Raw genomic sequence first — 21,054 nt, 5'->3', positions numbered from 1 at the left:
ACCTGTCTTAAAGAATAGATAATGAATACAGATACGCCAATCACTCTTGATAGCTGGTTACACAACTGCGGTTTGCCGCGACTGGAAGCACGAATGCTGCTTCAGCAGATACTGGATATCAGTCATGGCTATATTATCGCCCATGGTCAGCAGCTAATCAGCAGCAGTGATCAGACCAGACTGAATCAACTGGCACAACGGCGGCTGGCTGGTGAGCCATTGGCCTATCTGCTCGGATGGCGTGAATTTTACAGCAGGCGTTTTCAAGTTACAGAAGCTGTACTGATTCCGCGGCCGGAAACGGAACATCTCGTAGAAGCGGTTTTAGCACATTTACCTGAGCACGGAGTTGTGTGGGATTTAGGTACAGGCAGCGGAGCCATTGCGATTACCGTAGCCTGTGAACGTCCTGATGCACAGGTATGGGCAGCTGATATCAGTGCAGAAGCACTGGCAGTTGCGCGTACCAATGCTGCTGCCCTGCAGGCAGACGTATCTTTCGGACAAGGTTCATGGTATCAGGCGCAGCCGCAGCCTGCAGTTAACAGTGTGGACGTAATTGTATCCAATCCTCCTTATATTGCCGTACATGATCAACACTTGCAGCAAGGGGATTTGCGCTTTGAACCGCAGCATGCGCTCACCGATAATCACAACGGTCTGACTGCATTTCAAACCATTATTACCGGCGCTGCACATTTTCTGCGTCCTGATGGCTGGTTATTACTGGAACATGGCTTTGATCAGGGAGAAGCAGTCCGCACAATGTTAGCGCAGAATAATTTCAGTCAGATTCACACACAGCCTGATCTGGCTGGTCTGGAAAGAGTAACACTGGGACAGAGAAAATAATTTTCAGGTAAATCAATGAGCCAATCATTTATTCACCAGAATTAATTTTAAATTGATGTAATCAGTATAATTCGGCAAGAATATAAAAATATTCTTGCCGAATTAAATATTTCAATTGAATTTTCTAATAATGAAAACTACATCTGATCTCAGAAGAGATTAATTATTAAAAACATCAGTGACGTAACCATTTCAAGAAATGGTCGCAAAATAAACGAGAATATGCCGCTTACAATCAGAAGCAGAATAATCCATGTTCCATATGGTTCCAGCTTACGATACTCCATCGAAGCTTTTGGTGACAGAAAACTGTCAATAAAGCGTGCACCCGGTTGCGGAGGAATCGGCAGAAGACTGAAAAAACAGAACATGACATTAACACGGACACCTATGATTCCCATCATCGCCAGTGGTTCCTGAAAATATTCCGGCACCCACCGACTGATAATCACAACAATGGTCCAGCACAGACACATGAGCAGGTTAGCCAGGGGGCTGGCAATGGCTACCAGACGCTCTCCCTGACGTCTGTTTTTAAAATTTCGCGGGTCAATTGGTACTGGTTTGGCCCAGCCAACCATAAGATGGCCAGGCAAAAGAATCATGGTTGCCAGCGGGATAATAATTGTTCCGACAATATCAATGTATTTAGCCGGATTCAAACTCAGCCGACCCATCGTTTCAGCTGTACGGTCACCGCAAAAGCGTGCCATATAACCACAAACTGCTTCCGGGAGGGTAATCCCAAGTAGAATCGGCAAGATTGCCAGAAGTAAGTAAGCCAGATCAAATTTCAGCAAAGTAAAATCCTTAAAATACAAATAGAAAATTCTAAATCAAAACAGTTATGATACCAGTGAAAATTTTACAAACCAAATAGTGCAGTATCCCCTTTACCCTGCCGTATCAGCGTAATATCCTCGGTCATATCAATGACGGTTGTAGGCTCAGTACCGCACCAGCCACCGTCTATCACCAGATCCACTTCATGTTCGAGCTGATCCCGGATATCATAAGGGTCAGTTAACGGTTCATCATCATGAGGCAGCATCAGTGTACATGACAGCATGGGTTCATTCAGATTCTGCAATAAAGCCAGAGCTATACGATTGTCTGGAACACGTAAACCGATGGTTTTGCGTTTAGGGTGAAGAGTACGTGCTGGTACTTCTTTGGTGGCCTGCAAAATAAATGTATAACTTCCGGGCGTTGCTGCTTTGAGCAGCCGGAACTGGCTATTATCTACACGCGCATAAACGCCCAGCTGGCTGAGATCATGACACATCAGAGTTAGATGATGTTTCTGATCAATGCCGCGTATACGTAAAATTCGCTCCATTGCCTGTTTATTGCCCGGTAGACAGCCCAGTGCATAGCAGGAATCCGTCGGATAAACAATCACTCCGCCACCACGAACAATATCTGCTGCCTGATTAATCAGTCGTTCCTGAGGATCAGTAGGATGGATAGCAAAAAACTGTGCCATAAAAAATTCCTCATTTTGTATTTATCAATCTAACCAGTTATTGTAAACATAAGCCTGCCACACCAACAGAGAATAACATGTCCGACTAACTATTTATTTAGAAGTATTACCAGCAGTAAACATCCAGCACATATTCAGACAGATATCAGCACAAATAGAAAATTTCTGAAAAATTCAGCATTCCGCCTGAAATTCGCTACCAGTGCCGGTAAACTGTCTTATCAGAGCACATGATTTCTGTCCGGCATTAATATGTCGCGGCGTGCCTGTTCCATTCCTGCCTGAGTTACTGCCACTATAAATATCGTTAATCTCTGTCACTATGCTTCTATTGCTGTTCCACTGACGGGCAGCAGTTCTGGAAGTTTTAACCCGGCGCAGATTTTTAAATTAATGCAGGAAACGTGGTTACTGATTCATACCAGAGTATGAATTATTATTAATGATTAATTTTTATTATTTTTAATTGAAAATAATTGTGTCAAAAGTACCGGATTAGTGTATTAGTGGTGAAATAACTACAAAACACTAATTATAATCAGCTCATTGACATAAAAATCGCTGATTATTTTTGACTACCTGTAAAACCTGATTTACAGTACGCCACTCTGTCAAATTATCAACATTGCAACGGAAAGGAATAATTATGTTTGTACTACCTATCCCTTGCAGGTCAATCCAGGGCTGATTACATCCTGATCCTTGGCTACGGCCTGCCAATTTATTACTCAGCATGCAAATCCTGTTCATTTATGATGAACATGGTTGACTATTGCTTGCTTATTACCAAATAAAATAATTGGAATGGATCAGAATGGGCAATTCTATTCAGCAGCTGGCGGACAATATTACCCTGATAACATCACCAGAACTCTGGTTAGAGGGCGAAGCCATCCGGCAGCTAGAGACAACTGCAAAACTTCTCGATATTAAATACGTTGCCGGTATGCCGGATTTACATCCCGGCCGTGGTTATCCGGTAGGTGCAGCTTTTTTTACTACCCAATATCTTTATCCGGCACTGATTGGCGGGGATATTGGCTGCGGAATGGCATTATGGCAAACCACAGTTAAAATCCGGGCAATGAATCAGGCTAAGCTGATTAAGCGTCTGGATAATATTGACCAGCCGCTATCAATCACAGAATGTACAGCTTTATGGCCGGAAATTCTGCCATTAAATAATCATACATATGCTTCAGGAACCATTGGCAGCGGTAACCATTTTGCAGAACTGCAAATGCTGGAGACAGTTTATGTACCGGAAATTATCCGGGAGATCGGCCTGGATAAACATTACCTGCAACTGATGGTACATAGCGGTTCACGCGGGTTGGGCGGCATGATTCTGGATAAACATACCCGCCAGTACGGGCATCAGGGGTTAATCGCCGATAGTCCTGCCGGTAAAGAATATCTGATGCAACACAATCTGGCTCTGGATTATGCACAGCAGAACCGCGAGCTGATTGGCAGACGTATTCTGGCTAACCTGCGTGAGCAGGGGCAAAAACTGCTGGATATCAGCCATAACTTTATAGAACCGGTAACAATCAATGAGGAGTATGGTTGGTTGCACCGAAAAGGTGCTGCGCCTGCCAACAGGGGATTAGTGATTATTCCCGGTTCACGTGGTGATTTCAGCTATCTGGTACAACCACTGGAGACCGTTTCCTCACTATATTCACTGGCACACGGTGCAGGACGTAAATGGCAGCGCTCTGCCTGTAAGGGTAGGCTGGCAGAACGCTATACAGCAGAACAGTTAACCCGTACAGCATATGGCAGCAGAGTAATCTGCGGTGATCGTGAACTGTTATATGAAGAAGCCCCTCAGGCATATAAATCAATTGAAAGTGTAATCGCAGCCATGGTTCAGGCTCAGCTAATCAGACCGGTAGCACGCCTTAAACCAGTGATTACTTATAAAGTTCAGACGGAGAAGAAATAATGCAACTTTTGCAATTATCTGCTGCTTACGGACCGGCTGAATGTTGTCTTGCCGTTGTGAAAGCATTAGCACGTTTACAATATGAAGCTAAACAGAAACAGGTTGAAGTACAAGTTCTGGAACAGGAACCGGCTAAACACGGGCTGCATTCGGTACTGGTGAGTTTAGAGGGTACTCAGACCAAAGTACTGGCTGATATGTGGCAGGGTACTATTCAATGGGTTTGTGCCAGCCCTTATCGCCCGCAGCACAAACGAAAAAACTGGTTTATCGGAGTGAGTTGTTTTAATCCAGTTGTTCAGCAGTATTCTGATGAAATTGTATTTGAAACTATGCGTTCATCCGGAGCAGGCGGACAGCACGTTAATAAAACAGAATCAGCTGTCAGAGCAACACATACAGCCAGCGGTATTAGTGTTAAAGTGCAATCAGAGCGCAGCCAGCATGCTAATAAAAAACTAGCTGTGCTGTTGCTCCAGCATAAGCTGTTACAGCAGGAACAGCGATTGCAGGCAAGAAATAAGGCGATTCATCATAAACACCATCATCAGATAGCCCGTGGCAATCCGGTACGAATATTTACTGGCATGGATTTTAAAGCTTTGTAGTAGTAAGCAGGCAACCTGATATCTTCATAGTTGCCTGTTTTATTTTCAACATTAATCTACCGAGTATCCGTTTAGAATAAATTTACAAAAAAAGTGAATATTGACATATATCATATAAATAAATCTGGTTTTTGATAAAATAAATTAATTTACATAATTAATTAAATGTCATAATGAAAAAATATATATTAGAGCCTTATGTTGCTTTCGATCCTGATACGGCAACATATTTATTTACCAAGAATATTAAATTAGAAGAAAATCAATCACCGGCGCCTCAAATATCCCGGAATATATTTAAAATATATTTTCCTAAAAAAATTTTTTCTGTCGGCGTAATTATTTATATTATCTATATTGCATGTTTTTATTTGCAGAAATTTTTTTTAGAGGAAAATACAATACCTAGAACAGCTATAGAATCTATTCAGATACTCGCGGTTATATTTTTACTGATATCTATAGCACAAATTGTCGGAATAATTCGTGAAATCAGAAGATTAAAAAAATTATACCAAGAAATTAACTGGCCTGCTGAATATCATTATGTGTTTTTTGAAGAAGGAATCTTAATCAAATCAGTTGACATGGAAGGTATTTTTTATTGGGATGATTTTATGAGCATTATTTTAACGTCGAATACATTAGCGTTTAATTTATGCCCGGCCGGAACCCAAAAAGGCAATATATTTATCAAACACTATCCGCATTTACATAATTTCTATCTTTTTACTGATATAGATGAGCAAATAAAAACATTAATTACTTCAATAAGTCAGAGATATAAAAAATTAGTTGTATTTAGATAGCATTTGTTTCATTAACTGATAATGAAAACCTTTCCGTAAATTCTTAGCTGCTTTAAAGCCATGATAGTTATTGGTAATCTTATCAATAACATTATATAACCTGATGCGGGTAACTAAGTCTGGATTTCTCCGCATCAGAATTCAAATTTTAAAATCTCCGTCTGAAAATATCTGGCAAGAACGATAAAAATATAACTAGAATAATCCAGCCAAAAACAATATTGCCTTATCAAGACAAAATTTCAATCAAAAGCATTCTTAATTAATTACATAATTTTAAACAAATTAAAAATTGAAATTTAGCTTAAAATTAAAATATAAGTCATTGATATTAAATATATATTTTATTATTATGTTTCTAATATTATAAATATTAATTACTTTAGGATATTGAGCGATATTCAGAATAATATCTTTTATTGATTTCATGATACATTTATTAAAATCAATAATTTATATTTATTTATCTGAAGCTGCGGTTATTATTGTTTAAAAGGAACCGTTAATGAATCCCATCTATCTCAATATCATTTTCAAAATGCTGGTCGCATTTTGTATTCTGTTAGTCTACATCAACTTATCCGGTAAAGGGTCTCTGGCGCCCATTTCTGCTATTGATCAGGTAGGTAACGTGGTTTTAGGGGCAATTATTGGCGGTCCGCTATATAATCCGTCCATAAGTATTACCCTACTTATGAGTGCTTCCATTTTTTGGGCAGGATTACTGTTACTGGTACGTTACACCACATTTAAGCGCAATATTGCTAAAGATTTTGTTGACGGTACCTCTATACGCTTAATGGAAAATGGAATCGTACTTTCACAGAATTTTCGTAAAGCAAAACTGTCTATCCGTGATTTTATTATGTTACTCCATCAGCGTGGCTATAACAGTCTGGAAGCACTCAGTGATGTCTGGTTTGAATATAATGGTCAGATGACCGTAGTAAAAAAAGGTGATCCCTCCATGGCCGTTGTTGTAGTAGAAAATGGAGTAGTGAATTACCCAAGTTTAAAATCTCTGGGGCATGACGAAAAATGGCTGGAAAATGAGCTGAACCGGTTAGGAGAAAAACTGGATGATGTTTTTCTGGCAGAAGTGCATGATAATAAGCTTTGGGTTTATCCAGATGTGCAAAAAAGTAGCGGAAACTAGTTTGATTAAACTTAGTTTGTAAATTTTATGCCATTTATCATGTGGCATCGTATTGAGATAAAAAATTTTTCTGATTCTTAGCTGGCTGTTACCGGCAGCAATACCCAGTATTTTGCAGTGATAATGAATTTCTCAGCAAATATGCGATAACATATCAATGTTGGTGATAATGAAGTGCAAAGTCTTGCTGGAACAAATCATAATGAAAATAGAAAACAAGTTGGGTAATGCTGCATCTGAAATCGAAGTAAAACCATACTCTCCACTCTATGCTACTGAAATATGCGATTTGTTTCATTCGACTATTCATGCTATTGATACCGATATTTATAGCAAAGCAGAGCAAGAAGCATGGTGCCCAACACCACCAGATTATCAGATGTGGTTAAAACGTTTAGATAACACTCAGCCTTGGATGGCTATCTTTGGCTCACGCCTTGCGGGGTTTATTGAACTTAAAAATGATGGTTACATAGACTGTTTTTACGTGCACCCTGACTTTCAAAAACGTGGCATAGCCAGAAAACTCTATGACCATGTGCTTGGCTTGGCACACCAGAAAAAGCTTTCACAATTAAGTGTAGATGCTTCAAAAGTGGCCATGCCAATTTTCAAAAAATGGGGTTTTATAATAAAGCGGGCTAACAAAATATCCAGAGAAAATCAGGTACTGATAAATTACCATATGTATAAACCACTTTGATTTTTATTGAGACCTCTGTTAAGTAGAAAACTTTATAAAGATAGCAGAAAATGAAATACACATCTGGTTTACCTATAATGAAGAAATAAATCCCGAATTTGCTTTGACCAACTATGTCCAATTTTTGAATCATCAGGAATTGGAGCAGTGGCAAAAATTATACTTTGACAAGTATAAACACCAATATTGGGTAACCCGAATGTTAGTGCGTGATGTTCTGAGCAGATATCTACAAAGTATTCCTGCCGAAAATATAGAATTCATAACTAATGATTATAAGAAGCTCTATAGCTATATTGTTTCAGAAATTAAAAGGTATACGGGAAATAATAAAAATCATTTTATATTGATGAGAATATTTATAACTTGGAAATATTCTTAATGAATTCTACATCCATTAAAAAATCATAAAGTGGTAATAACTGTTTAAAGCCTTGGGTCAGTTTATTTGGTAAATCCCTGTCAAGTATATCTTCGATATGATGACTGGTTGCCATTACAGCAATACTTTTCCGGTTGTACCATGTTGCAATCTTTTTATCCTGCTCTTTAATCAAAGGACGTTTATAACTATCACCAACAAGCTCAAATGGTTTTTTCACACACCTTATTACTTTTAAAAACACTTCCGGTTTATTCAGTATTTCTTCACGGAAAATGTCCATGGTTTGTTTGGGTGCACAATAATAACCAAGCCCATATCGATAAATATCGGGACTAATTTCAAAAAAGTAAGCAGGTGCCTCTTTCCAGTCGCGACTTGGACGTTTGAATGTCAGCCATAAACGGCTGCGATAAAGAGATTTATCTTTTGAGAAACGGGTATCACGATGAATACGTGATATCGTTTTACCAATAGCCGGGCGAGTTTCAAATTCTTTATCGATTTTCAACATTTCAGGGGTTAACTGTTCAACCAGTGCCCGAAATGGCTGTATCAATTCATGGTCATAAATTGAACGATGCTCATCAAACCACGGCTTACTATTATTAATCCGGATATTTTGTAAAAAATTGAGTCCAGCCTGCGTAAATCCGTTGAATTTATACATTAATCACCCTTTAAATATTCCAGAAAACGCACTGGATTTTCGGATTATTTACCTTATTTTTATCTTACCTAAGTAGTTAGAGTTAATCCAGTATTCAGGCAGAGTAAATAAACTGGTTGAAAATTAATTTTTAATATAATTTCTGATTTCCGAGCTTATCTGAACATAACACTGCTGTTTACATTCCAGTGTTTCCGTGTCGAGTCTCATATAATTAATCTAAAGTTTTACGGATATCTGATATTAATCATGGAAGCTTTGAACCGATAAACCAATATTACTGAGACTTTGAAAGATTTAATAAATATATATATACCGTGCAGTGATGCATGTGAAAATAATATTGTTAACTTTACAGGTTAATATGTGATTGATATGTCTAATTAAGATATTTTTCGATATCTGAAAATATTCTCAGTACGGAAAGATTTTGCATATCTTTTCTGCCTTTTTATGCTTAAAGCTATTAAACCTGCATCCTTGATATTGTTGCTTTACATTTTATTAGTCAGATATTGAATCTAGTTGTATCAATCAGCTTGTTGTGAAATGGATAATTAAGATAAATCGCAAAGAATGATAAAAAAATAAGTAAATCGGCAATCGAAAACCAGAAATATCTATTTTTAAATTAATGAAATGATGTTCAGAGAATGGATAAAGCAAAATGTCCTGTTTAAAACAGGACATTTTAGGAATCTGGATGCGGGGGCAGGATTCGAACCTACGACCTTCGGGTTATGAGCCCGACGAGCTACCGTGCTGCTCCACCCCGCGTCTGGTAAGGGAGTCATTATACGGATAATCAGCCTTATGTCAACTAAAAAACCGATTTTCTATGCATCTTTCTATGATGACTGATGATTTTGCCAGCAGTTCACCAGATCATAAATAGCAGCCAGTGCTGCTCTAGGTGTCAGTTCATCAGGCTTTAATGCATTTAGCTGAGCGCATAAATCAGCAGGAATTGCCGATATAGCAACATGATTAATATCAGTATCCATCATGGTTTCTTCTTCGCTGTCTGCTGCCTGAGCCTGAAACATATCCAGTTGCGGCTGCTCGGAAGCTGCATGCTGTTCAAGTGTTTGTAAATGGCGGTAAGCGGCATTTAGTGCTCGCGCCGGCAGTCCGGCCAGTTTCGCTACTGCTATCCCATAACTTTTACTTGCCGGGCCGGATTCAATATGATGCAGAAAAACAATATCCTGTCCTTGTTCCAAAGCCGCAAGATGCATATTGAATGCGTGTGCATGCTGCTCAGGTAAGCGGGTTAACTCAAAATAATGGGTAGCAAAAAGAGTATAACTGCGATTTCTTTGCAGTAAATGTTCTGCAATGGCCTGCGCCAGAGCCAGACCATCAAAGGTAGATGTGCCACGGCCAACTTCATCCATTAATACCAGCGATTGTTCTGTTGCATGATGCAGAATATAAGCCGTTTCCGACATTTCTACCATAAAGGTAGAGCGATTACCTGCCAGATCATCCGAAGCACCAATACGGGTAAATATTTGGTCAAATTCTCCCAATGTACAGCTGTCTGCAGGTACCGGAGCACCAATATGCGCGAGTAACACAATTAAGGCTACTTGTCGCATATAAGTAGATTTACCCCCCATATTCGGGCCGGTTAAAAGCATCAGGCGCCGTTTTTCATCAAGACGCGTATCATTGGCAGTAAACTGTTTAACTTGCGCAGCCACTACCGGATGACGGCCATTTTTAATCTGTAAGCATGGATAGTTTACCAATTCCGGAAAACAGTAATGTTCGGTACATGCATATCTGGCCAGTGTATTTAATACATCCAGACTGGCTGCCGCACGGGCACAGCGCTGTAATACCGGCAGTTCACTTTGTAATTGCAGCAACAGCTTGTCATATATCTGTTTTTCCCGTTCCAGTGCATTTTGCTGTGCACTTAATACTTTTTCTTCGAAATCTTTTAATTCAGGCGTGATATAACGTTCTGCATTTTTCAGAGTCTGGCGTCGCTGATAGTCTGCCGGAGCCTGTTCAGACTGTACCTTGCTCAATTCAATATAAAAACCATGCACACGGTTAAATTCAACTTTCAAACTGGATAAACCTGTGCGTTCCCGTTCCCGGTTTTCCAATTGCAGTAAAAACTCATCTGCATGATTCTGTAAACGGCGTAATTCATCCAGTTCCGCATCAAAGCCATCATTAATCACCCCACCGTCGCGCAACCATATCGACGGTTCAGGCATAATCGCCATATTTAACTGCTCGGCAATAGGTGCGGCAGGTGGAAACTGTTCCAGCAGAGTTTGTATCAGGCTGCTACTCTGGCCGGATTCTTCTAAACGAAATTCTGCCAGAATAGTCAAACTATCCCGTAAAGCAGATAAATCACGAGGGCGGGCACTGCCAATAGCAATTCGTGCGGCAATACGTTCAATATCAGCTACCTGATTTAGCATGGATGTTACCTGTGCCTGCTGAGAGGCTAAATCTGTAACTGCCTGTTGCCGGGCTATAATTTGCTGACGCTGACGCAATGGCTGATGTAACCATTGTGCCAGCAGACGGCTGCCCATATGAGTTGCACACTGGTCTAAAATAGAAAATAGTGTAGGTGCTTTTAAACCGCTTAAAGTCTGAGTTAATTCTAGATTGCGGCGGGTTGCCGCATCCATACCAATATAAGCAGATTCCTGTTCCAGTGACAGGCTGTCTAAATGTTTAGGTAACTGCATTTGAGTTTGCTGCACATAGTTCAGCAAAGCACCCGCAGCACCGATTGCTGCATCATGCACTCCCTGTTGTAAACCGAAAGCACGTAAATCCTGACTGCCAAAATAACGCTCAATCATACGGGCACCGGTATCAGCAGCAAATTGCCATGCGTGTAACCGGGTTAGTTGCCGGTCATAGCCACTAAGATTCAATTTTTCCTGAGTCTGATCAGAAAGCAGTATTTCTGCAGCCTGCAAACGTGCCAGCTCATTAGGCAATGCTTCAGGAGTAATGATTTTGCATCTGAATTCTCCGCTTTGCAGCGAAAGCCACGCTATGCCAAGCTGTTTTTTCAATAAAGAAACGGCCGCAATACGGTTGGTCTCTTTATCTTCAAGTAATGCCGTATCAGTCACCGTACCCGGTGTAACAATACGTACAACCTGCCGTTCTACCGGTCCCTTATTTGCCCCCACTTCACCCGTTTGTTCACAAATAGCTACACTTTTACCCAGTTTTACTAGCTTAGCCAGATATTGTTCGGCTGCATGATAAGGTACACCGGCCATTCTGACCGGTTCCCCGTTAATCTGTCCGCGAGTAGTCAGCGTTATATCCAGCAGACGGGCTGCTTCAACGGCATCTTCTAGAAACAGTTCATAGAAATCCCCCATCCGGTAAAACAGTAATTTGTCCTGATGTTCAGCCTTAATAGACAGGTATTGCGTCATCATCGGTGTGAGGGCGGGTTTACTCATAATGTGGAGAATATTTGAATTGATTAAAAAAACGCTATTGTAACAGAGTGTTTACATTCAGTTTATACAACGCCAGATATCACTGCCTAAAATCAGTTATTCAGTAGTTCATTGTTTAAAAGCGTGACTGACTGTCATAATGGTGTAAAAATATAGTTTATATTTTCTGTATCGATCTCAATTCCTATTAAAAAATGTCAAAAATCTTGCCATCAAAGAAATTCAGCCTAATTCGCTGCTGGATACTGTGCTTCTGTGTTTTATTTCTGAGTGCCTGCCCTCATGTCCGTAAACCTACAGATAAAATTCCTCCGAGCGAAACCGGTTCAGTAACACCGGGTAAACCGTTACCCCAGAATTATGTCTTTACCCCAGGGAAAGGCGGCGTCAGCTACCGAGCTGTTTCTTATCAGGAATTGCCGCAATGGCCGATTCAGTCATTTGTTGATAGTCTGGATGCATTCAAAACCAGTTGTAGCAAACTACAAATGCAGCCAGCCTGGCAGCCAATATGTCAGCAGGCAGCACGCACATCCAGACACAACCAGCATGCCAGAGTATTTTTTGAAACTTATTTCACGCCATGGGAAGTCAGCCAGAACGGACAGCTGGCCGGTACTGTAACCGGCTACTATGAACCAATGCTGCCGGGCGATACCAGACAGACTGCACAGGCGCGCTTTCCTATTTATGGTATTCCCAGCGATTTTATCGTCGTTCCTCTTAATGCCGGACAGCGTCAGGGTGTTGTACGTATCCGACTTACCGGAGCAAATAGCGGCGTCATTACACCTAACGGAGATTACACCGCTAATCTGGCCTCCTTTCCCCTGAATGAGAAAACACGGGCACTAAAAGGCCGCATCAGTGGTAACCAATTGATTCCATATTACACCCGTGCCCAGATTAATGCAGGCGCACTTAATGGCAAAGCCCCTGTTCTGGGTTATGCTAATGATCCGGTAGAATTATTTTTTCTGCATGTACAGGGGTCAGGGCAGTTAAGAACACCTGACGGTCGGATGCTGCGCCTCAGTTTTGCCGATAAAAATGACTACCCTTATGTATCAATTGGAAAATATATGGCTAACAAAGGTTATCTGCCACTTGCACAAACTTCAATGCAGGGTATTAAAGCCTGGTTACAGCAACATCCGCAGCAATTGGCTGAAGTCTTAGGGCAAAATCCAAGCTATGTCTTTTTTCGCGCATCTGCAGAGCCGGCCAGCGGACCAACCGGTGCATTGGGTGTACCGCTTACCAAAGGATATTCTGCTGCTGTCGACAGCCACTTTATGAATCTGGGTGCCCCGTTATTTGTTGCCACTACCCATCCCGCTAATGGTTTTGGTTTAAACCGGTTAATGATGGCTCAGGATACCGGCAGTGCCATTAACGGTGCAGTAAGAGTAGATTATTTCTGGGGTTATGGCGATGAAGCCGGTGCTTTGGCGGGTAAAATGAAATACCCCGGATACGTCTGGCAACTATTACCTAACGGAATGTTGCCCCAGGTTAAATAAAAATCTGGCGAACAAATGCAAGCTAAGGTAAAATAGTTACAGTATTGACAATTGTATGTGAAGCGTTACCGTAAATGAAAAACATGCATTTAACCATGCGCTCATGCATCTGGCAGCTAATTATAAAAGGGATGTAAATTATGGAATTATATTTACCTATTGCCCTTTTGGTTATCTTGCTGGCTGTATTGCTCGTGCTGAAAAAGCGGCAGAAAGCGGCTGGACATGCCAAAAGCAAAAAATCAGCCCGCAGAAAACAATCTGCATCTAAGCGTAATACAAAGACAGAAAAGAAAGCTACTGAGACTCAGGAAGCATCTGAAACTGAGGAGGCTGCTCCGCAGGCAGATGAGGATTGGGACTGGCAGCCGGCAACACCAGACAAAACCACTGTTTCTGTTGCTACAGTAGATCATCTCACTGAATATAAAGTTTATAAACAGTTTGGTTATTTCCAGAAAGCTGCAGATTCACTTGGTGCATATCTGGAACAGAATATTGCTCAGCAGAGTCCTGCTATGGCAAATACTCTGGTCAATGAACTGGCTGAATTATGTCTGGATGCTAAAAATACCGATAAACTTGCGGAAATAATCGATCAGTATCGTAATTATTTTCAACGGCCTGAACTGGAGAACCTGATTCGGCAAGGTCTGGCACTGGATGAAAATCATCTAGGGCTGCGCGTGCTTGCAGAAGATCTGCTGCAATGGGATGTTAAGGAAACGGAAAAAGAAGTAGGTATTAATCCGGATAAAAAACCTGAAGATACCCAGTCTGAATCTCAGTCTGATATTAATGCCCAGGATATTACTGAGCAGCCACATGAATTGCTGGTAGAAGGTAATGTGGGTAGTAATTTTAAAATTCATGGCGATGAGCGTGATGTTCTGCTGAGTTTTTCCAAACCCGAAAATAGCTATGTTTTATTAAAAGAACAGTTGCCCTATGATGCTGCTATTCGTTGTCTGAATAAGGCTATTAAGACATCCAGAAAACCGGCAAGTATGATTATTGATGCTCTGGCATTAGACTACCGGAACAATAATATCAATGTATTTGCACAGCATTTATGGCGGTTGTATTATACTTTGGGAAAATATGGCAATGTCGTAAAAGAGCGTATGTTAGGCTGGGGATACAGTCTTGGCGAACATCCAATGTTTGAGCAGCTGGAGACTAAACCCAGTGAAACGATATTGCGTGATATTGGCGTAGCTCAGGGCTATCTGCCTGTGAATAGTAGTGCACTTAAGGCCAAACGTCTGTCATTGGTCGATAAAGCTTCCTCGGAAAATGATGTGGCTGAAACGCCGGCAGATCATGTATTGCGTGATGTGGAATCGCTGCTTACCTTTGGTCAGTTTGATGAAGCAATGGATTTACTGGAAAAATCAGTTCTGCTTTATCCGCAAGAGTCACAACTTTATATTACTTTATTTGACTTATATGAACGTGCAGAAGAATGGTCACGTCTGGAAAAAATGTTACAGGTAATTCGTGCTGAAATTCAGACGCCACCTGAAGAAGTTGTACTTGCTATGAGTCAATTATTGAAACGTATTAACCACGGTGGTGTGCAAAATCAATGATGAACAATTCAATACCCAAAGTAAAAACTGCCTATGTTTTGCTCGTCAATGTGGATGATCGCCAGACAGCCATGTTGCGCATGGCATTTAAGATGTACAATAGTGTAAATTACCAGTTGGTTCAGCCTGAAGATAATTTACAGCCCGAACTAATTTTGGTGGATGGTGATGCTGACGACGGCGAAGAGCTCTGGCATAAGGCAAAAAAGAAATTTCCTGATGCTGTAGTAGTCTTTTTTGGTCGTAATGCACCATCTTTTACAGCACCCTACCTGATGAAACCTATCCGATTCGATACGCTGTTTCAGCATCTGCGTAATTTGCAGCAGGGGAACGGGGTCTGGCTTGCTGATAAAGCAGCTGCACAAAAAGAATCAGTTAGTGAAAAAATTGAATCAAATGCTGAACATAAGGCAGACAAAATTGCTGAGCATGCACATCAGTCGGTAACTGTAGTGCGCTTTCATACTCAGGGAACCTTACTGGGTACGGTACAAAAGCTCGCGCAGCAAACTGAAGATACAGCAATTCTGTTTGATAATAAGCCTGTATTAATTGTATTTCCCAGTATTGAAAGAGTATTACTGGCAGCTGAAAGTGATGCTTTACAACAATTGTGTATGCAAACTGATGCAGAATGGCAGACTAAAACTGTACCTGCATCCGCATCAACGGCACAGTTGCATGATAAGGCTAAGCTAACCTTACAATCCTGTATTTGGCAGTTATCAATCTGGACAGCACGCGGTCGTCTGATTGAGCCTATTACGCCGGATACGGTGATCAGACTGAAAGCATGGCCAAATATGACTCGTCTGGCTTATTTGCCTGAAGCTATGCGTCTGTCAGCTTTTTTGGTGCGTACACCTGTGGCACTGAATACTTTATATAAGTTATTACCAGTTTCTTTAGAAGATGTTTTAAACTATATAGCAGCTACATATTCAATTGGTGCCCTGATTATTGAGCAGCAGTTGACTCCTCCTACTGCACAACAGGAGAAAGAAATGGTTCTGACAAGAAAAGCACCACAAGCTGCTAAACCAGCAAGTGGTACACAAGAGGCAGAATATGATGAGAGCGATGAAGACAAGCCGAAAGGTGGTTTACTGGCACGTTTGATGGGTCGCTTGCGTGGCAATTAATACCTAAGCAGGGAGTAATCATGGTTGAAAATAAAATTATATTTACCGGCCCGGTTGGGGTGGGAAAAACGACTGCCATTGCTGCATTATCGGATGATCCTCCGGTACAGACTGATGCCAGTGCGTCGGATATGACACAGGATAGAAAAGGTCATACTACTGTAGCCATGGATTATGGTGTTATTCGGCTTGATGAACATACAAAAGTTCATTTATATGGTACACCTGGTCAAGAACGTTTTGACTTCATGTGGAGTATTTTAAGTAAGGGGAGTATGGGTTTAATTCTGCTGCTGGATAATACCCGCCAGAATCCATTAAAAGATTTGAAATTTTTCCTTACCTCTTTTCATGATTTACTGGAAGAGGCTCCGGTTGTCGTTGGTGTAACTAAAATGGATATCAATCCTCAGCCGGGCGTGGATGTTTATCAGCAGTATCTGGCGCAGCATAAACTTAATGTACCTGTTTTTGAGGTAGATGCCCGTAATGAAGATGATGTAAAACAACTGGTTACTGCTATGCTGTACTCAATTGATCCAGGTTTAGAAGGGTAGTTAGTATGGAATCTACATTACAGCTACATCATGATTTGTATCCTAAAGTGATGCCAGCCGGTGCATTTTATGCGGTATCCAGCCCCAGCCAGAGTGCCAGTCGTATGTTGCTGGCCAATATTCTGCAGGCGGATATTAATGCGAAGTTAACCGAAGAGCGTTTGAAACGATGGGCTGAAACAGATGATGTTCACACAGCGTTGAATTTGTTATATCGCTTACAACGTCTGGAATTCTTATACGGAGAGGCTAAACCCAGTTCTCAGCTGGTTAAGGTTACCTCTGATGAATTTGAAAACATTCTGGGGCAGCTATCAGACAGCCATAAAGCACTGTTGGTTGATCAGGATGGTTTTTATTTTGCTAACGTCGGTTTTAATCATGAAACTGCCGAAGAGGTAGCTAATCTGGCTAGTGAGGCAACACGTCTGACAGAAAAACACAGTTTACTGATTAAAAATAACCTTAATATCTACAACAACGCTATCGGGATATGTGATCCTGCCGGTCAGAGTGAATTAACATTCTTCCCTCTGTATATAGGCAATACCAAAAATATTTTGGTAACAGCAGGATTGCCGCTACTAAATGGTGAAGCTTTTGTCACGATGGTACGTGGTTTGTACGTATTGGCGGGTGAAGACATTCATGTGGTAAATGAATAACATCAATAGAAAGACATCAAGATGCAAGAACAATTACTGGTTTCGGTATTAAGTGATTTAAACAGCTCTTCGGCTGATATTACCGCATCTGCTGTAATTTCCTCCGATGGTCTGCCGGTAGCAACCTTGTTACCGAATGGTGTTGATCCAGACCGCGTTGGTGCAATGGCAGCAGCTCTGCTTGCTTTGGGAAACCGTACCTCCCGTGAGTTACAATGTGATGAACTGGAGCAGGTTATGGTTAAGGGTAAGCATGGTTATATTCTGCTGATTCAGGCAGGTGATACCAATGTACTGGCTGTTACAGCTAATGAGGGTGCCAAACTCGGTCTGATTTTACTGGATGCCCGTCGCGCAGCCCGTAGTATCGTAGATATCTTACGCTAATTCATCATACACAATGAAAACCCTGTTTTTAAATAGCTAGGCAGGGTGAATAATTTGTTGTGCCAAAGAGGTAGGTTGATAAATAGTTTGAAATCGCAATATGGTTCAAAACTATTTAGAACAGATCAATTTACCAGATGTCTTTTGCCATAAATAAACTCAATATTTAGAATAAATACTGAGTTTATTTATGGATTTTGTTTGTATTAAAGAAACAGCTATTTTAATTATTATTGAATTAGCTTAATCAGTTTCACAAAGAATCAGAATCTTGTTTTTAAATATTTGTATTTAATTTATACAATTTAAATAATAAATATATTAAAAAAATAAAATAATTTTATATAAAAATAGTGAATCAGTAATTTATACTTTTGGCAAAGAACAAGCAAATTATTGAAACAATAAATATTGGAAAGATGTTTAATTCTATTTTTTTCTTAGGGTTACAATGAAATTTAAATTAGTAATGTTTATATTATTAGGTTTAATTTTTACCCTGCAAAATGTTTATGCTAATTCTGATGTGGATTTAGATACCATTCCGGAAGAATATCGATTTCCCAATATAATAACATTGCTCATCCGCCCATTAATGTTGAATATAAAGGCCATAAAGGAACAGCGATGTTTCTTAGTAATACTTTTGAAGACGGAAGGCGTAATTTAGAGGTGTATTTTTTAACAAATAATAATAAAGAATTGAATAAAGCATTAGAACTTTATACATATCAATATGGTGATGAAGAACTAGTAAGTGCTTTTGAATATACTGATAAAAAAACAGGTGACAAATACATTTACATTTTACTTAAAGATACTTTAGAGCCAAACATATCATACAGTTATGGCTTTATTGAATTACCTTTATATATAGAAGATGATGGTATATTAAGAGCATTATTTTTTTTTTTGGGATAATAGAGTCATATCAAAAACGGTTTGTATCGATAATTTTCAAACCGACGAACGCTGTGAATTTTCAACGAAAGAGGGATTGATAAAATATCTTAATAAAGTGAATGAATGATAAATGGGACTGAATTATTATTTTTTATTAATCAATTAAGTAAAAGATTAAAAAATGGGATGAAGTAAATTTACTGAATTGTATTAAATCTTAAAAGATAAATCGGTTAATCAAGAATAATATATTGATTAAATTTAGATTAATACATTTATTTGTTTTGCTGAGAATCTTAAACAGACATAAATGTACACCACCAAAAATAATTCTTCAAAATACATTATTAAATTACTTTATTGTTGATAAAAGGCAGAATTAGATGGTAATAAAGTTTATTGTGAAGAAACAATAAAAGTGCTTGTGTTATTGAAAGGAAAGACAATAAATTTTTATTCATCACATTGATTTATAGGTTATAAATTTCAGGGTAATAACCATTTGTATGTTATTCGTAATGATATTTTGGGAATCTTGCATAATAAAGAATTATTATAGCAAATTTCATTATGTTCATTAATCGTAGTAGGGCTAAGTTTTTTATTAACTTTGTTCCTTACATTGGCGGTTTTGTATTACTCATTTTATGTACCTGAACGGAACTCTTGGCAGTGATCGTTTTGGCGAAGATTCACTTGTAAGTTCTAACAGCAGTTTAATATAATATTTTAGTTATATCGTCTAATCAAAAGAAAGGTTTAATTAATAAAGTAGGCTCTTTTTTATATTCAACACACACTATATAAATAAATTATACTTATCTGTATCACGATGCAGATATTTGATGAGCCGGCAAATTTTCTCCAGCTATTTGAAAAAAGATAACTGATAACTAATTATATCTTCTTTATTTTCAGGAATATAAAATTGAACTTTACACGGATACTCAGGAAACTGTAATTTTAGCTTTGCAGTATAAATTTCTTTAAGTACTTTACCTAAAGCAACTACTTTGTCACTCGTTATTTGTTCATTTCACTGAATATCGGCGATGTGAAGGTGGTTAACAAGACACTTACCGAGTAGCGCGTAGCCCCTTCCTTAAAACGATGGTGACGTCTATCAAATCGACGAAATTCTCAAACAACCTGATTTAGCAACTTCATTAAAGTCTATTGCCAATGACGGTGCAACGGTATTTTATTGTGGTCATATTGCTCAGAAAATCGTTGATGATTTAAAGCGTCACGGTGGTCTGTTGACCTTAGATGATTTTGCTAACCATAAAGCAACATGGGTTTCTCCTATTCATGCTAACTATCAGCGATATACTGCTTATAATTTGCCTCTTAACACACAAGGGATGGCTTCTTTAGAGATTTTTAATATATTAAATAATTTTGATGTTAAATCATTAGGGAAGGTAGTGCTGATTATTATCATTTAATTATTGAGGCCACCAAGCAAGCGTTTGCCGATCGTGATAAATATTTGACGGATCCTGATTTTAATCCTATCCCGCTTGAGTTCTTATTATCCTCTCAACATGGTCAACAACAAGCTAAACAAATTGATGTGCAAACTGCACGCATCTATATTAAGCCATTAGATCCGAAAGGGGATACAGTTTGGTTTGGCGTTGTTGATGCAGAAGGGAATGCGGTTTCTATCATTCAAAGTATTTGTCATAATTTTGGTTCAGGAATTGTAGCCAAAGATACCGGGATTTTGCTGCAAAATAGGGGAAGCTTTTTTTCACTCGATCCCAATCATATTAATCGTTTAGAGCCGAATAAACGAACCTTTCATACCTTAAATCCAGCTATGTTATTTAAAGAGGGTGCATCGTATCTGGTTTATGGCACCATGGGCGGAGAAGGTCAGCCACAAACTCAAGCGACCATTGTCACGCAAATTGTCGATCTTAATATGTCCCCTCAAAATGCCATTAATGCACCACGATAGTTACATGGGCGAACTTGGGGAGCATCGTCCAATGATCTTAAAATAGAAGGGCGAGTCGCTAAGAATATAACCGATACTCTTAAATCAAGTGGACATAATGTGAAAGTCGTTGACAATTATACCGATACAATGGGACATGCAGGGTGCTATTTTAATTGATGCCGATAATCATAGATTAATGGGTGCAACCGATCCTCGTGGTGATAGCTTAGCTGCGGGGTATTGATGATTTATTAAA

General features: G+C 39.5%; 18 protein-coding genes, 1 tRNA gene and 1 pseudogene. 15 read left to right on the top strand and 5 right to left on the bottom strand.

Going from position 1 to position 21,054, the window contains the following annotated elements:
- The first annotated feature begins 39 nt into the window (after positions 1-39).
- Positions 40-852 carry a peptide chain release factor N(5)-glutamine methyltransferase gene (gene prmC / locus H3T84_RS07885; RefSeq protein WP_370524087.1) on the top strand — a complete coding sequence of 271 codons (813 nt, stop codon included), beginning with the start codon at positions 40-42 and terminating at the stop codon, positions 850-852.
- Positions 853-1,001: 149 nt separating this feature from the next.
- Here prmC and H3T84_RS07880 read toward each other — a convergent pair whose 3' ends face one another.
- A complete protein-coding gene (locus H3T84_RS07880; protein ID WP_198218757.1) occupies positions 1,002-1,652 on the bottom strand; it encodes a site-2 protease family protein in 651 nt (216 codons plus the stop codon).
- Positions 1,653-1,717: 65 nt separating this feature from the next.
- Positions 1,718-2,338 carry an L-threonylcarbamoyladenylate synthase gene (locus H3T84_RS07875; RefSeq protein WP_084551647.1) on the bottom strand — a complete coding sequence of 207 codons (621 nt, stop codon included), beginning with the start codon at positions 2,336-2,338 and terminating at the stop codon, positions 1,718-1,720.
- A gap of 814 nt (positions 2,339-3,152) precedes the next feature.
- Between H3T84_RS07875 and H3T84_RS07870 the strand changes: the two genes are divergently transcribed.
- The 5 genes from H3T84_RS07870 (at position 3,153) to H3T84_RS07850 (ending at position 7,565) form a co-directional block, all read left to right on the top strand.
- Positions 3,153-4,289, top strand: coding sequence for an RNA ligase RtcB family protein (locus H3T84_RS07870; RefSeq protein ID WP_198218756.1), 1,137 nt, complete (start codon positions 3,153-3,155; stop codon positions 4,287-4,289).
- Positions 4,289-4,897 (top strand): peptide chain release factor H, encoded by a 609-nt coding sequence (prfH, locus tag H3T84_RS07865; RefSeq protein ID WP_198218755.1) that lies wholly within the window; start codon positions 4,289-4,291, stop codon positions 4,895-4,897. Before H3T84_RS07870 ends, prfH begins: the two co-directional genes overlap by 1 nt.
- Before the next feature lie 173 nt (positions 4,898-5,070).
- Positions 5,071-5,706, top strand: a complete 636-nt coding sequence (locus H3T84_RS07860) for a hypothetical protein (protein WP_198218754.1) — start codon at positions 5,071-5,073, stop codon at positions 5,704-5,706.
- A gap of 505 nt (positions 5,707-6,211) precedes the next feature.
- Positions 6,212-6,862: a DUF421 domain-containing protein gene (locus tag H3T84_RS07855; protein WP_025331730.1), complete on the top strand. Its 651-nt coding sequence runs from the start codon at positions 6,212-6,214 to the stop codon at positions 6,860-6,862.
- Positions 6,863-7,064: 202 nt separating this feature from the next.
- Positions 7,065-7,565: a GNAT family N-acetyltransferase gene (locus H3T84_RS07850; protein WP_110414774.1), complete on the top strand. Its 501-nt coding sequence runs from the start codon at positions 7,065-7,067 to the stop codon at positions 7,563-7,565.
- A 359-nt stretch (positions 7,566-7,924) separates the two neighbouring features.
- Here H3T84_RS07850 and H3T84_RS07845 read toward each other — a convergent pair whose 3' ends face one another.
- From H3T84_RS07845 to mutS, 3 genes are all read right to left on the bottom strand, one after another.
- Positions 7,925-8,617, bottom strand: coding sequence for a DUF2461 domain-containing protein (locus H3T84_RS07845; protein WP_198218753.1), 693 nt, complete (start codon positions 8,615-8,617; stop codon positions 7,925-7,927).
- Between the two features lie 700 nt (positions 8,618-9,317).
- Positions 9,318-9,394 (bottom strand) — tRNA-Met (locus H3T84_RS07840).
- A 71-nt stretch (positions 9,395-9,465) separates the two neighbouring features.
- On the bottom strand, positions 9,466-12,078 hold the full coding sequence (mutS, locus tag H3T84_RS07835; protein ID WP_198218752.1) for a DNA mismatch repair protein MutS: 2,613 nt from the start codon (positions 12,076-12,078) through the stop codon (positions 9,466-9,468).
- Positions 12,079-12,272: 194 nt separating this feature from the next.
- Here mutS and H3T84_RS07830 point away from each other — a divergent pair, with 194 nt between their 5' ends.
- The 9 genes and pseudogenes from H3T84_RS07830 to H3T84_RS12320 all read left to right on the top strand — a co-directional run bounded on the left by H3T84_RS07830 (position 12,273) and on the right by H3T84_RS12320 (position 20,816).
- Positions 12,273-13,601 carry a murein transglycosylase A gene (locus tag H3T84_RS07830; RefSeq protein ID WP_174834277.1) on the top strand — a complete coding sequence of 443 codons (1,329 nt, stop codon included), beginning with the start codon at positions 12,273-12,275 and terminating at the stop codon, positions 13,599-13,601.
- 140 nt (positions 13,602-13,741) lie between these two features.
- A complete protein-coding gene (locus H3T84_RS07825; protein ID WP_174834276.1) occupies positions 13,742-15,193 on the top strand; it encodes a hypothetical protein in 1,452 nt (483 codons plus the stop codon).
- On the top strand, positions 15,190-16,338 hold the full coding sequence (locus H3T84_RS07820) for an alpha-glucan phosphorylase (protein WP_174834275.1): 1,149 nt from the start codon (positions 15,190-15,192) through the stop codon (positions 16,336-16,338). The genes H3T84_RS07825 and H3T84_RS07820 overlap by 4 nt, the downstream gene beginning before the upstream one ends.
- 20 nt (positions 16,339-16,358) lie before the next feature.
- Entirely contained in the window at positions 16,359-16,895 is a 537-nt protein-coding gene (locus H3T84_RS07815; protein ID WP_100116584.1) for an ATP/GTP-binding protein, read from the top strand.
- Positions 16,896-16,900: 5 nt separating this feature from the next.
- Positions 16,901-17,560 carry a peptidase M23 gene (locus H3T84_RS07810; protein WP_174834274.1) on the top strand — a complete coding sequence of 220 codons (660 nt, stop codon included), beginning with the start codon at positions 16,901-16,903 and terminating at the stop codon, positions 17,558-17,560.
- 21 nt (positions 17,561-17,581) lie between these two features.
- Entirely contained in the window at positions 17,582-17,947 is a 366-nt protein-coding gene (locus H3T84_RS07805; protein ID WP_100091176.1) for a roadblock/LC7 domain-containing protein, read from the top strand.
- Between the two features lie 627 nt (positions 17,948-18,574).
- Positions 18,575-18,868, top strand: coding sequence for a hypothetical protein (locus tag H3T84_RS07800; RefSeq protein WP_198218751.1), 294 nt, complete (start codon positions 18,575-18,577; stop codon positions 18,866-18,868).
- Positions 18,869-19,971: 1,103 nt separating this feature from the next.
- Positions 19,972-20,298: pseudogene (locus tag H3T84_RS12325) on the top strand (gamma-glutamyltransferase); the annotation flags it as partial.
- Positions 20,262-20,816 (top strand): gamma-glutamyltransferase, encoded by a 555-nt coding sequence (locus tag H3T84_RS12320; protein WP_198218774.1) that lies wholly within the window; start codon positions 20,262-20,264, stop codon positions 20,814-20,816. The pseudogene H3T84_RS12325 and the gene H3T84_RS12320, both read left to right, overlap by 37 nt.
- Positions 20,817-21,054: the final 238 nt, after the last annotated feature.

It is taken from the genome of Snodgrassella sp. M0110 (genome assembly GCF_016101465.1).
In the GTDB taxonomy this organism is placed as follows: domain Bacteria; phylum Pseudomonadota; class Gammaproteobacteria; order Burkholderiales; family Neisseriaceae; genus Snodgrassella; species Snodgrassella alvi.
The sequence above is the reverse complement of the archived record's forward strand: the minus strand, read 5'-3'. Positions and strand labels throughout refer to the sequence as shown.